At 66.6% G+C, this 12,276-nt stretch carries 10 protein-coding genes; 2 read left to right on the forward strand and 8 right to left on the reverse strand.

All coding sequences use genetic code 11. The features are described from left to right. Position 1: 1 nt before the first annotated feature. The 5 genes from AC1VNX_RS09815 to AC1VNX_RS09835 form a co-directional block, all read right to left on the reverse strand. Complete coding sequence (locus tag AC1VNX_RS09815; protein WP_483156530.1) at positions 2-313, reverse strand: hypothetical protein; 312 nt, start codon at positions 311-313, stop codon at positions 2-4. A gap of 477 nt (positions 314-790) precedes the next feature. Beyond that, positions 791-1,561 (reverse strand): ABC transporter permease, encoded by a 771-nt coding sequence (locus tag AC1VNX_RS09820; RefSeq protein ID WP_483156531.1) that lies wholly within the window; start codon positions 1,559-1,561, stop codon positions 791-793. Between the two features lie 13 nt (positions 1,562-1,574). Then, on the reverse strand, positions 1,575-2,447 hold the full coding sequence (locus tag AC1VNX_RS09825) for an ABC transporter ATP-binding protein (protein WP_301505125.1): 873 nt from the start codon (positions 2,445-2,447) through the stop codon (positions 1,575-1,577). Beyond that, positions 2,447-3,478: an ABC transporter substrate-binding protein gene (locus AC1VNX_RS09830; protein WP_483156532.1), complete on the reverse strand. Its 1,032-nt coding sequence runs from the start codon at positions 3,476-3,478 to the stop codon at positions 2,447-2,449. The genes AC1VNX_RS09825 and AC1VNX_RS09830 overlap by 1 nt, the downstream gene beginning before the upstream one ends. 218 nt (positions 3,479-3,696) lie before the next feature. Beyond that, on the reverse strand, positions 3,697-5,997 hold the full coding sequence (locus tag AC1VNX_RS09835; RefSeq protein WP_483156533.1) for an NADP-dependent malic enzyme: 2,301 nt from the start codon (positions 5,995-5,997) through the stop codon (positions 3,697-3,699). 261 nt (positions 5,998-6,258) lie between these two features. On the opposite strand from AC1VNX_RS09835, the gene AC1VNX_RS09840 reads away from it, so the two are divergent. Next, on the forward strand, positions 6,259-7,596 hold the full coding sequence (locus AC1VNX_RS09840; RefSeq protein ID WP_483156534.1) for an NAD(P)/FAD-dependent oxidoreductase: 1,338 nt from the start codon (positions 6,259-6,261) through the stop codon (positions 7,594-7,596). A gap of 109 nt (positions 7,597-7,705) precedes the next feature. Here AC1VNX_RS09840 and AC1VNX_RS09845 read toward each other — a convergent pair whose 3' ends face one another. Genes AC1VNX_RS09845 through gcl form a run of 3 tightly spaced genes read right to left on the reverse strand, consistent with a single transcriptional unit; the run spans position 7,706 to position 11,246 of the window. Further along, the gene (locus tag AC1VNX_RS09845; RefSeq protein WP_301505133.1) at positions 7,706-8,617 is read right to left on the reverse strand and encodes a 2-hydroxy-3-oxopropionate reductase; all 912 of its coding nucleotides are present in this window, start codon (positions 8,615-8,617) and stop codon (positions 7,706-7,708) included. Between the two features lie 35 nt (positions 8,618-8,652). Next, positions 8,653-9,435 carry a hydroxypyruvate isomerase gene (gene hyi, locus AC1VNX_RS09850; RefSeq protein WP_483156535.1) on the reverse strand — a complete coding sequence of 261 codons (783 nt, stop codon included), beginning with the start codon at positions 9,433-9,435 and terminating at the stop codon, positions 8,653-8,655. A gap of 20 nt (positions 9,436-9,455) precedes the next feature. Beyond that, entirely contained in the window at positions 9,456-11,246 is a 1,791-nt protein-coding gene (gene gcl, locus AC1VNX_RS09855) for a glyoxylate carboligase (RefSeq protein ID WP_483156536.1), read from the reverse strand. Positions 11,247-11,359: 113 nt separating this feature from the next. Here gcl and AC1VNX_RS09860 point away from each other — a divergent pair, with 113 nt between their 5' ends. Next, entirely contained in the window at positions 11,360-12,262 is a 903-nt protein-coding gene (locus tag AC1VNX_RS09860) for a LysR family transcriptional regulator (RefSeq protein ID WP_483156537.1), read from the forward strand. The last annotated feature ends 14 nt before the right edge of the window (positions 12,263-12,276 follow it).

Here is a 12,276-nt window from a genome sequence, read left to right on the forward strand (position 1 = left end):
CTCAAAGTTCGTGCACGTCTTCGCGCGCGGGATCGGCTGGGTGCGAAGCGACAGCGACCCCGGTCAGTCCTGCGGCAAGCAAGGATTCGATGACAGCAGTCCGAAACCAGTTGAATGTGGCTGGATCGTGCAGGTCGATCTCTTGAGGATCGTCCGGTATTAGAAGCGCGCAATCGGTCCCAGCATGGGATACGCCGCCAAGGTCAACCAGCCATGATGCGGCGAATCGCACCAGCGTTTCGACGTTTTCATAGTTGGTGACCTTGAGTGCGATTTCGCTCTCGCTCATTTCATTTTGCTTTTCTTCGACCATTGCGTGGCGATTGTCGAATGCCGGGCGCGGCTCAACCCCGCAGACCCTTGTCGAGCCGATGGAGCAGTGCGCTCATGCGGCTCTTGCCCATCACGCGCGCAGGCATTCGGCGAACCACTTCTCGAATCGTGGGCAGTGCCTGTTCGAGTGCCCATCGGACTTCCGCTTCGGCGGCGGCCTCATCAGCCGCATCGAGTCCAATCGCGTACGCACTGTAGGCCGCTGGACTCAGGATGTGATTCACCTGATGAGGCGTCGCGATCGGATGGGTGTAGGCGGATGCGGCGGCAGTGGATGCAGCCCGGGCTGCGGCCGCCGCTGCTGGATCACCCACTTCCCCTGCGGCTTTCAAGGCAGCCCAAGCGGCCTTGCGAAGATTCGCAGTGCGTGTTCCGCTGGCCCATTGCTCTTGGAGCTCTCGCGGAAGAAGAGCTCCGCCGCGGGCTGGATTCTGCCGCAGCGGCAACGACGACAGGCCTACTGGTTCTGCGAACCGCGGTGCGCCCACCCCGTCGTGTGCTTCTCGACCACGCTGAAGAGCTCGTACATCAGCATCGCCATGGCCCCCACCACCATCAGCCCCGCGAAGGCCAGGCCCATCTGCATGGCCGAGCCGGCCGAGATCAGCAGGTAGCCGATGCCTTCGTTCGCCGCCGTCATCTCGCTGACGGTGGTGCCCACGAAGGCCAGCGTAATGGCCACCTTGAGCGAGCCGAAGAAATAGGGCATGGAGCGCGGCAGGCCGATCTTCATGAGCACGTCCCAGCGTCGCGCGCCCAGCACGCGCAGCACGTCTTCCAGCTCGGGTTCGAGCGTGGCGAGGCCGGTCGCGATGTTGACCATGATCGGGAAGAAGCTGATCAGGAATGCCGTGAGGATCGCCGGCCCGATGCCGATGCCGAACCACACGACCAGGATCGGCACGAAGGCCGCCTTGGGCAGTGCGTTGAAGGCCGTCATCAGCGGATAGATCGCCGCGTACGCGATGCGCGAGCTGCCGATGACGAAGCCCAGCAGCACGCCCACCACGATCGCAAGGCCGAAGCCTGCCATCGTGACCCAGAAGGTGCGCCAGGCATGGCCGGCGATGACTTCCTTGAATTCCCAGAACTGGTTCCAGATGCGCCACGGGCTCGGGAAGATGAAGTCCGAGACCTCGAATGCCGAGCAGATCACCTGCCACAGCAGGAGCACCGCCGCGAGCAGCAGCCAGGGCGACCAGCGTTCGATTTGTTTGGTGTTCTTCATGTGCGGCGCGCCCTCAGTGAGACACCGCCGCGGCGGACTGGGCGGCGCTCGCGCCGGTGTTGCGTATGGCGCCGATGTGGCCGCGCAGCTCCAGCACGATGTCGGTGAACTCCTTGGTGTAGGTGAGTTCGAGCTCGCGCGGGCGCGGCAGGTCGATCTCGCGCTTCACCACGAAGCGGCCCGGGCTCTTGCTCATCACGTACACCGTGTCGGCGAGGAACACCGACTCGCGCAGGTCGTGCGTCACCAGGATCACGTTGAACTGCTGCTCGGTCCAGAGGTCGCGCAGGATGCACCACAGCTCCTCGCGCGTGAACGCGTCGAGCGCACCGAAGGGTTCGTCGAGCAGCAGCATCTTGGGCTCGTGGATGAGCGCGCGGCAGATGCTCGCGCGCTGCTGCATGCCGCCCGAGAGTTGCCAGGGAAACTTGTCCTCATAGCCGCCCAGGCCCACCTTCTGCAGCAGGCGGCGGGCGCGCTCCTCGTATTCCTTGCGCTTCGCCTTGAAGCTGGAGCGGTAGGGCTCGACGATCTCCAGCGGCAGCAGCACGTTGTCGACCGTGGTGCGCCACGGCAGCAGCGAGGGCGCCTGGAAGGCCATGCCCGAGATCTTCAGCGGCCCGGTCACAGGCTGGCCGTCGATGCGGATCCTGCCCATCGACGGCATCTTCAGCCCGGTGGTGAGCTTCATGAAGGTCGACTTGCCGCAGCCCGAGGGCCCGACGATGGCGATGAACTCGCCGCGCTTCACCTTCAGGTCGATGGCCTCGACCGCAAAGTGGTTGGCACGCAGCAGTTCCTCGTTGTAGGCGAGCCAGACGTCCTGGAAATCGACGAAGGGAGCGACGAAGGGGGCTGCGGCCGCGTCCTGCGATGCGGCTGCCATCACTTCTTCAGGATGTTCAGTTCGGCCGCGGGCGGCAGCAGCGCGGCGGTCCACACCGCGTCGGGGCTCACGCGCGTCTTGGTGTTGAAGGCATCCGACACCTGCGAGGCCATGAGCGACATGCGGCCTGCGTTGACCGCGCCGAAGCCTTCGGCGCGCGCGTCGGCGCTGTTGATGACTGTGTCGATGGCCAGCTGCAGGCGGCGCGTCTCGAGCTTGCTGTCGATGATGCCGTCGCGCGCCTTCACCGACTCGATGGCCACGGCCGGGTTGGCGATGACTTCCTTCGCGCCCTTGGCGAAGGCCGAGAGGAATTTCTTCACCGCCGCCGGGTTCTCCTTGATGAGCTTGGGCGAGGCGATGATGACGTTGCCGTACAGCTTCACGCCGTAGTCGGGGTAGGGGAGGATCACCACGTCGGCCGTCTTGGCGCCGCGCGCTTCCAGGTTGAGCAGCGAGGTGAAGGTGAAGCCGGTGATGGCGTCGATGTCGCCGCGCATCAGCATGGTCTCGCGCAGCGTCGGGTCCATGGCGGTCCAGTTGACGGCGCCGACGTTGTTGGCCTTGGCGAAGATCGGGAAGGCGCGGCGGCCCGCGTCGAACACCGGCGCGCCGAGCTTCTTGCCCGTGAGGTCCGCAGGCTTGGTGATGCCGCTCTTCTTGAGCGCCATGACCGAGGCCGGCGTGTTGTTGTAGACCATCATCACCGCGACAGGCTTGTTGGGGCTGTCGGGGTTGTTGGCGTGGAACTCCATCAGCGCCGCGAGGTCGGCGAAGCCCATGTCGTAGGCCCCCGAGGCCACGCGCGTGACGGTGCCGCCCGAGCCGTTGCCCGCGTCGATGGTCGCGTCGAGCCCGGCCGCCTTGAAGTAGCCCTTGGCCGCGGGGTGCAGGAACAGCGCCGCCGGTCCCTCGAAGCGCCAGTCGAGCTGGAACTTGATCGGCGTCGGGCTCTGCGCAAAGGCCGGTGCGAGGCCGAAGCTGATGGCCGAGGCGGCGAGGAAGGACTGGAGCAGTTGGCGCTTGTTCATGCGGAGATCGATCCGTTGGATGAAAGGGGATTGAATGCTTCTGCATTCAAGCAAAAACGGTGCCCGCACGTGATTGGTGCGAACCCTTCCTCATGGATCGAAGCGGTGCGCCGAAGGCGGCATTCGCACCGCGCTAATGCAAAAACGCGGCCGAAGCCGCGTTTCGAGCACTCAAAGCGGGCACCAAGCCCACTTCTTTCCTGCTTCTTCCCCGCTTCTTACTTGTCGACCGTGACCTTCGCCACCGCCAGTGCCGTCATGTTGATGATGCGGCGCACCGTCGAGGAAGGCGTGAGCACGTGCGCCGAGCTCGCGGCGCCCAGCAGCACCGGGCCGACGGTGATGCCGTTGGCACCCGTCATCTTCAGCACGTTGTAGAGGATGTGCGCCGAATCGAGGTTCGGGCACACCAGCAGGTTGGCTTCGCCGCTGAGCGTGGTCTCGGGCAGGGCGGTGCGGCGGATTTCCTCCGACAGCGCCGCGTCGCCGTGCATCTCGCCATCGCATTCGATGTCGGGCGCCATCTGCGCGAACAGGTCGCGCGCCAGGCGCATCTTGCGGGCCGAGCCACGGCTGGAGGTGCCGTAGTTCGAGTGCGAGAGGAAGGCCACCTTCGGCGGCAGGCCGAAGCGGCGCACTTCCTCGGCGGCCATCACGGCGATGCTGGCGAGCAGCTCGGCGCTGGGGTCTTCGTTCACGTTGGTGTCGGTGATGAACACCGTGCGCTTGTCCAGCGTGAGCGCGTTCAGCGTCGCGAAGCCCGGCGCGCCGCGCTTCAGGCCGATCAGGTTGCGGATGTGCTCCAGGTGCACGTCGAAGCGCCCGACCAGGCCGCAGATCATGGCGTCGGCGTCGCCCAGGTGCATCATCAGCGCGGCGATGGTGGTGTTGGAGCGGCGCACCATGGTCTTGGCGGCTTCGGGCGTCACGCCGCGGCGGCCCATGATCTTGTGGAAGCTCTCCCAGTAGGTGCGGAAGCGCGGGTCGTCCTCGGGGTTGACGATCTCGAAGTCGACGCCCGCGCGGATGTGCAGGCCGGCCTTCTTGATGCGCGCGTCGATCACGGCGGGGCGGCCCACCAGGATCGGCTTGGCCAGGCCCTCGTCGACGGCCCACTGGGCGGCGCGCAGCACGCGCTCGTCCTCGCCCTCGGCGTAGGCCACGCGCTTGGCGGTGGCGATCTTGGCGGCGCTGAACACCGGGCGCATGAACATGCCGGTCTGGTAGACGAAGCGCGTCAGGTGCTGGCGGTAGGCGTCCATGTCCTCGATCGGGCGCGTGGCCACGCCCGAGGCGGCCGCAGCCTTGGCCACGGCCGGCGCGATGCGCAGGATCAGGCGCGAGTCGAAGGGCTTGGGAATGATGTAGTCGGGGCCGAAGGCCAGTTCCTGGCCGGCGTAGGCGGTGGCCACCTCTTCGCTGATGTCGGCCTTGGTGAGCTCGGCGATCTCGCGCACGCAGGCCAGCTTCATCTCTTCGGTGATCTTGCTCGCGCCGCAGTCGAGCGCGCCGCGGAAGATGTACGGGAAGCACAGCACGTTGTTGACCTGGTTCGGGTAGTCCGAACGGCCGGTGGCGATGATGCAGTCCGGCCGCACGGCCTTGGCCAGCTCGGGGCGGATCTCGGGCTCGGGGTTGGCCAGCGCCAGGATGATGGGCTGCGTGCCCATGGTCTTGACCATCTCGGCGGTCATCACGCCCGGGGCAGAGCAGCCCAGGAACACATCGGCGTCCTTCACCACGTCGGCCAGGGTGCGGGCGCCGGTGTCTTTCTGGGCGTAGCGTGCCTTGGATTCGTCGAAACCGCCCGCGCGGCCCATGTAGATCAGGCCCTTGGAGTCGCAGGCGTGGATGTTGGCGGGCTTGGCGCCCAGGCCGACCATCACGTCCAGGCAGGCGATGGCGGCTGCACCCGCGCCCGAGACGGCGATCTTCACGTCGCCGATCTTCTTGCCCACCAGCTCCAGGCCGTTGAGCAGGGCGGCGGCCGAGATGATGGCCGTGCCGTGCTGGTCGTCGTGGAACACCGGGATGTTCATGCGCTCGCGCAGCTTCTTCTCGATGTAGAAGCACTCGGGCGCCTTGATGTCTTCCAGGTTGATGCCGCCCAGCGTGGGCTCCAGCGCCGCGATGATGTCGACCAGCTTGTCGGGGTCGCGCTCGGCCAGCTCGATGTCGAACACGTCGATGCCGGCGAATTTCTTGAACAGGCAGCCCTTGCCTTCCATCACGGGCTTGGCTGCCAGCGGGCCGATGTCGCCCAGGCCCAGCACGGCGGTGCCGTTGGTGACGACACCCACCAGGTTGCCGCGGGCGGTGTATTCGGAGGCGGTTGCCGGGTCGGCGGCGATGTCGAGACAGGGATAGGCCACGCCGGGCGAATAGGCCAGCGACAGGTCGCGCTGGTTCAGCAGGGGCTTGGTCGGGGTGATCGAGATCTTGCCCTTGACGGGCGAGCGGTGGTATTCGCGCGCTGCCTCGCGAAGTGCTTCTTCTGCGGGGGAAAGGGGTGCAGCCATGAAAGTCTCCTTGTTTCTGACGGGCAATGAGGCTACCGCAAAAGCAGGGCCTCTTCTTACTGGGGAAATGCCGAAAACGCCTGAATCCATAGCTTCTGCTCGATACGGCGGGTTCCGGCGCATTGGGACGGTCCTGCGGGTTCGCTAAACTGCAGATCGTTACCCATGGTTAACTGACCGACGGTCCAACCACCGTTCAGCCTGGGGCGGGCTGGGGTATCGCCGACAACGACAACACCACGACAAGAGGGGCAAGAACGCATGGCATCCGGACCTTTCAACAGCAACGATCCCGACGTCGTCGTCATCGGCGGCGGCCCGTCGGGCTCCACGGTGGCCGCGTTGCTCGCGGACAAGGGGCACGACGTGGTGCTGATCGAGAAGGCGCAGCATCCGCGCTTTCACATCGGCGAGTCGCTGCTGCCGATGAACATGCCGCTGTTCGACCGCCTGGGCGTGCGCACCGAGGTCGAGGCCATCGGCATCCGCAAGCACGGGGCCGAGTTCGTCTCGCCCTGGCACGACCACTCCAGCCAGTTCCACTTCGCCGAGGCGATGGACAAGAGCTTTCCCTATGCGGTGCACGTGCGCCGCTCGGAGTTCGACGAACTGCTGTTCCGCCACGCCGGCAACCGCGGCGCGCGCACTTTCGAGGGGCAGCGCGTCACCGGCGTGGACATGGATGCCGGCAAGGGGACGCCCGACAACAGGCCTCTGGTGAAGGTCAAGGGCGACGACGGCACCGAGACCACCTGGCGCCCGCGCTTCGTGATCGACGCCAGCGGACGCGACACCCTGCTGTCGAACCAGTTCGACGCCAAGCGGCGCAACCGCAAGCACGCCAGCGCGGCGCTGTTCGGCCACTTCGCCAACGCCGAGCGGCGGCCGGGCCGCTTCGAGGGCAACATCACGCTGTTCTGGTTCGACCACGGCTGGTTCTGGTACATCCCGCTGAAGGACGGCGCGGTGAGCGTCGGCGCGGTGGCTTCTCCCGCCTACTTCAAGCGCCGCAAGGGCTCGCTCGAGGAATTCCTGATGGAAACCATCGCGCTCGCGCCCAAGCTCGCCGACCGGCTGAAGAACGCCACGCTGATGGAAGGCGCCACCTCCACCGGCAACTACGCCTACGACTCGGCCTTCTGCCGCGGCGACCGCTTCATGATGGTGGGGGATGCCTACGCCTTCGTCGATCCGATGTTCTCCTCGGGCGTGTACCTGGCGATGAACAGCGGCTTCGAGGCCGCGACCTGCGCCGACCATTGGCTCAAGGGCGAGATGAAGGAGGCCGAAAAGGCCTTCCGGCACTATGAGAAGGTGATGAAGCACGGACCGAAGATGTTCTCGTGGTTCATCTACCGCATCACATCGCCGGCCATCCGGCGCCTGTTCATGAACCCGCGCAACATCTGGCGCATGCAGGAAGCGCTGCTGTCCATCCTGGCCGGCGACCTGTTCCGCAACACGCCCATCGGGCCGCGCTTCTGGGGCTTCAAGGTGACGTACTACGCCTCGTGCCTGGGCATCCTGCCGCAGGCCGTGAAGACCTGGGCATGGCGCCGGCGCAACCTCAAGGAGTCGCTGGAAGCCGCAAAAACCTGATTCTTTCCAGGAACACCGCGGAACCGGCTTTGCCGGGCCGCAGGTGTTGCCCCCGGCGAGGGGGTTGGCGAAGCGACACGAAGTGCGCGAAGCCTGGGGGAGTGCCTGGTCAGTCCGGGGTTACCGTGTGCTGCGCCAGTGCCTCGAGCGCGCGCACCAGTGCCGAGTGGTCGAGCTGGCCGTAGCCCAGTGCCGCGCAGGCGTTCATGAGCTGCGCCGCGCCGGCCGTCTGCGGCAGCGACACGCCCAGCGAACGGGCGCTCTGCATCGCGAGGTTCAGGTCCTTCTGGTGCAGTGCGATGCGGAAGCCCGGCGCGAAGGTGCGCTTGATCATCCGCTCGCCATGCACTTCGAGGATGCGCGAGCTGGCGAAGCCGCCCATCAGCGCCTGGCGCACCTTGGCCGGGTCGGCGCCCGCCTTCGAGGCGAACACCAGCGCCTCGCCCACGGCAGCGATGTTCAGCGCCACGATGATCTGGTTGGCCACCTTGCAGACCTGGCCGTCGCCGGCGCCGCCCACGAGCGTGACGTTCTTGCCCATCCTGTCGAGCAGCGGCTTCACGCGGCCGAAGGTGCCTTCGTCGCCGCCGCACATGATCGTGAGGCTGGCGGCCTTGGCGCCCACCTCGCCGCCGGAGACCGGCGCGTCGATGTAGCCGGCGCCCAGCGCGGTGATGCGGCGCGCGAAGTCCTTGGTGGCGATCGGGTCGATGGAGCTGCAGTCCACCACGATCTTGCCGCTGGAGCCCTTCAGGCCGTCGGCCACGCCTTCGGTACCGGGCGCGCCGAACAGCACCTTCTCCACGTCGGGCGTGTCCGGCACCATGATGAAGACCACGTCGGCCTGGCGCGTCACTTCGGCCGCCGAGGCGCAGATGGTGGCCTTCGACACGAAGGGCTCGGGCGTGTTGCCGTGCGTGTTCACGAACAGCTGGTAGCCCGCCTCGAGCAGGTGGCCCGCCATGGGGGCGCCCATGATGCCGAGGCCGATGAATCCGATCTTCTGTTGCTGGGTCGTCATGTCTCTTGTTCCTTGTCCGATGTCAGTCATTCATTTCATTGCTGCGTGAGCGCATGCCGCCATCCGAAGCCCTCGACCGTGGTGGCGCGGGGCTTGTATTCGCAGCCGATCCAGCCGTCGTAGCCCAGCGAGTCGATGTGCCTGAAGAGCCACGGGTAGTTGATCTCGCCCGTGCCCGGCTCGCCGCGCCCCGGGTTGTCGGCCAGCTGGATGTGGCCGATGCGCGCCAGGTTCTTCGAGAGCGTGTTCCCCAGCTCGCCTTCCATGCGCTGCGCGTGGTAGATGTCGTACTGCACCCGCAGGTTGGACGAGCCGACTTCGTCGACAAGCGCCAGCGCCTGGTCGGTGCGCGTGAGGAAGAAGCCCGGAATGTCGAAGGTGTTGATGGGCTCGATCAGCAGGCGCAGGCCTGCCGCTTCGAGCTCGCGCGCGGCGAGGCGCAGGTTGGCTACCACCGTCTTGTGCGCCGCGTCCCTGTCGACGCCCGCGGGCACCTTGCCCACGAGGCAATTGACCTGCGGGCAACCCAGCGCGGTCGCGTAGTCGATCGCCACGCCGATGCCTTCGGCGAACTCGCCCGTGCGGTCGGGATGGCAGGCGATGCCGCGCTCGCCCTTGTCCCAGTCGCCGGCCGGCAGGTTGTGCAGTACCTGCTCCAGGCCGTTGGCGCGCAGGGCGGCGGCGAGTTCCTTCTTCTCGAAGGGATAGGGGAAGAGGTACTCCACCCCCTTGAAGCCGGCCTTGGCGGCGGCCTCGAAGCGCTGCATGAAGGGCAGCTCGGTGAAGAGCATCGTGAGGTTGGCTGCGAACTTGGGCATGTCTTTTCTCTTCCTTCTTTTCAGTCGAGCAGCGCGGCAACCGCGGTCGGCGCGTCGGCCGGCGTCTCGGCCAGCGGCTCGAACTCGGTGATGTTGTCGATCTCGGTGCCCATCGCGATGTTGGTCACGCGCTCCAGCATCACCTCGATCACCACCGGCACGCTGAACTCGGCCATCAGCGCCTCCGCGCGGCGGATGGCCGGCGCGATCTCTTCCTGGCGGTTCACGCGGATCGCCTTGCAGCCCAGGCCCTCGACCACCTTCATGTGGTCCACGCCGTAGCTGCTCTCGATGCCCGCGTCGGGCGCCGCGTTGATGTTGTCGAACGCGAGCTGCACGCAGTAGTCCATCTCGAAGCCGCGCTGCGCCTGGCGGATCAGGCCGAGGTAGGAGTTGTTGACCACGATGTGGATGTACGGCAGCTTGAACTGCGCGCCCACGGCCAGCTCCTCGATCATGAACTGGAAGTCGTAGTCGCCCGACAGCGCGACGATCTTGCGCGCGGGGTCGGCGGCGCGCACGCCCAGCGCGGCGGGAATGGTCCAGCCCAGCGGGCCGGCCTGGCCGCAGTTGATCCAGTGGCGCGGGTTGTACACGTGCAGGAACTGCGCGGCCGCGATCTGCGAGAGCCCGATGGTGCTCACGTAGCAGGTGTCGTTGCCGAAGTTGTTGTTCATGCACTGGTACACGCGCTGCGGCTTCATCGGCACTTCGTCGAAGTTGGTCTTGCGCAGCATCGTTTTCTTGCGCTCGATGCACGCCTTGGCCCAGTCGCGGCGATCAGTCAGGCGGCCCGCAGCCTTCATTTCCTCGGCGACCTCCACGAAGAGCTCCAGCGCGGCCTTGGCGTCGGACACGATGCCGAAATCGGGCGTGAAGACGCGGCCGATCTGCGTGGGTTCGATGTCTACGTGCACGAAGGTCCGGCCCTTGGTGTAGACGTCGACCGAGCCCGTGTGGCGGTTGGCCCAGCGGTTGCCGATGCCCAGCACGAAGTCGCTGGCCAGCATCGTGGCGTTGCCGTAGCGGTGGCTGGTCTGCAGGCCGCACATGCCGGCCATGAGCGGGTGGTTGTCCGGAATGGAGCCCCAGCCCATGAGCGTGGGAATCACCGGCACGCCGGTCGCTTCGGCAAAGCGCACCAGCAGGTCGGATGCATCGGCGTTGATGACGCCGCCGCCGGCCACGATCAGCGGGCGCTCGGCCGCGTTGAGCATGCCGATGGCCTTCTCGATCTGGGCACGCGTGGCGGCCGGCTTGTAGGGCTTGAGCGGCTCGTAGCTGTCGATGTCGAACTCGATCTGCGCCATCTGCACGTCGAAGGGCAGGTCGATCAGCACCGGGCCCGGGCGGCCCGAGCGCATCAGGTGGAAGGCCTGCTGGAACACCTGCGGCACCTGGCCCGGCTCGCGCACAGTGACCGACCACTTGGTGACGGGCTTGGAGATCGACTCGATGTCCACCGCCTGGAAGTCTTCCTTGTAGAGCCGCGCGCGCGGCGCCTGGCCGGTGATGCAGAGGATCGGGATCGAGTCGGCCCAGGCCGAGTACAGGCCGGTGATCATGTCCGTGCCCGCCGGGCCCGAGGTGCCGATGCACACGCCGATGTTGCCGGCCACCGCGCGGGTGTAGCCCTCGGCCATGTGCGAGGCGCCTTCGACATGGCGCGCCAGGATGTGCGCGATGCTGCCGCGCTGGCGCAGCGCCGAATACATCGGGTTGATCGCCGCGCCCGGCACGCCGAAGGCCTGCGTCACGCCTTCCTTCTCCATCACCAGAACCGCGGCCTGGACCGCTGTCATCTTTGCCATTGTGAAGTCTCCTTTGGGATGGGCTCACTGTAGGAATCCGGGCGGATTCCAAGAAGACGGCTGCGGACCATAAAACCTATTCCACGCTGGAATAAGTGACTACCATCCGGCCCATGGACAGATTGCTTGCAATGGAAATGTTCGTTCGCGTGGTCGAGACGGGCAGCTTCTCGAAGGCCGCGCGCGAGTTCAACACCACGCAGCCCACGGTGACCAAGCAGATCGCCGCCACCGAGGAGCGGCTGAAGGTGCGGCTGCTCAACCGCAACACGCGCGGCGTGAGCCTCACCGAGCCGGGCGCGCTCTACTACGAGAAGTGCAAGACCATCGTGCGCGAGGCCGAGGAGGCCGACAGCATCGTGCAGCTGCGGCAGACCCAGGCGCAGGGGCTGTTGCGCGTGGGCACCTCGGTGGCCTTCGGGCGGCGCGTGGTGGTGCCGCTGGCGCTCGAATACATGAGCCGGCATCCGCAGGTGCAGCTCGACCTGAGCTTCGAGGACCGCTACGTGGACCTGATCGCGCAGGGCATCGACGTGGCCATCCGCATGGGCAAGCTGGCCGATTCGTCACTGGGCGCGCGCTACCTGGGCGTCAACCCGTGGGCGATGGTCGCCTCGCCCGCCTACCTGAAGAAGCATGGCACGCCGAAGCGCGCGCAGGACCTGAGCGCGCACGTGGCGCTGATCTACAGCAGCGTGGTGGGCGACGAGTTCTGGCGCATGCATACGCCCAAGGGCGAGCCAGTCACGGTCCCCGTGTCGGGCCGCTTCCGCTCGAACAACCTCTCGGCCGTGCTGGCGGCGGCGCGCGACGGCCTCGGCATTGCGCTCATGCCGCGCTACGTGGCCAGCGATTCGCTGGCGGCCGGCAAGGTGCGCGAGGTGCTGGGCGACCATGCGCTGCCCGAGCAGGAGATCCACGCCGTCTTCCCCTCGCCCAAGCTGGTGCCGGGCAAGGTGTCGGGCTTCGTGGCTTTCCTGCAGGGGCGCTTCGGCGAAGGATGGTGGGAGGCCTGAGCGCCTCCTTCCCG

Source organism: Variovorax sp. TLI9-5A (assembly GCF_056867935.1).

What these genes read in the sequence shown, in the direction of transcription:
- AC1VNX_RS09845 (WP_301505133.1), bottom strand. Translation starts at nt 8,617, where the DNA reads ATGACGACCCAGCAACAGAAGATCGGATTCATCGGCCTCGGCATCATG.
- gcl (WP_483156536.1), bottom strand. Translation starts at nt 11,246, where the DNA reads ATGGCAAAGATGACAGCGGTCCAGGCCGCGGTTCTGGTGATGGAGAAG.
- AC1VNX_RS09860 (WP_483156537.1), top strand. Translation starts at nt 11,360, where the DNA reads ATGGACAGATTGCTTGCAATGGAAATGTTCGTTCGCGTGGTCGAGACG.
- AC1VNX_RS09825 (WP_301505125.1), bottom strand. Translation starts at nt 2,447, where the DNA reads ATGGCAGCCGCATCGCAGGACGCGGCCGCAGCCCCCTTCGTCGCTCCC.
- AC1VNX_RS09830 (WP_483156532.1), bottom strand. Translation starts at nt 3,478, where the DNA reads ATGAACAAGCGCCAACTGCTCCAGTCCTTCCTCGCCGCCTCGGCCATC.
- AC1VNX_RS09840 (WP_483156534.1), top strand. Translation starts at nt 6,259, where the DNA reads ATGGCATCCGGACCTTTCAACAGCAACGATCCCGACGTCGTCGTCATC.
- AC1VNX_RS09815 (WP_483156530.1), bottom strand. Translation starts at nt 313, where the DNA reads ATGGTCGAAGAAAAGCAAAATGAAATGAGCGAGAGCGAAATCGCACTC.
- AC1VNX_RS09820 (WP_483156531.1), bottom strand. Translation starts at nt 1,561, where the DNA reads ATGAAGAACACCAAACAAATCGAACGCTGGTCGCCCTGGCTGCTGCTC.
- AC1VNX_RS09835 (WP_483156533.1), bottom strand. Translation starts at nt 5,997, where the DNA reads ATGGCTGCACCCCTTTCCCCCGCAGAAGAAGCACTTCGCGAGGCAGCG.
- hyi (WP_483156535.1), bottom strand. Translation starts at nt 9,435, where the DNA reads ATGCCCAAGTTCGCAGCCAACCTCACGATGCTCTTCACCGAGCTGCCC.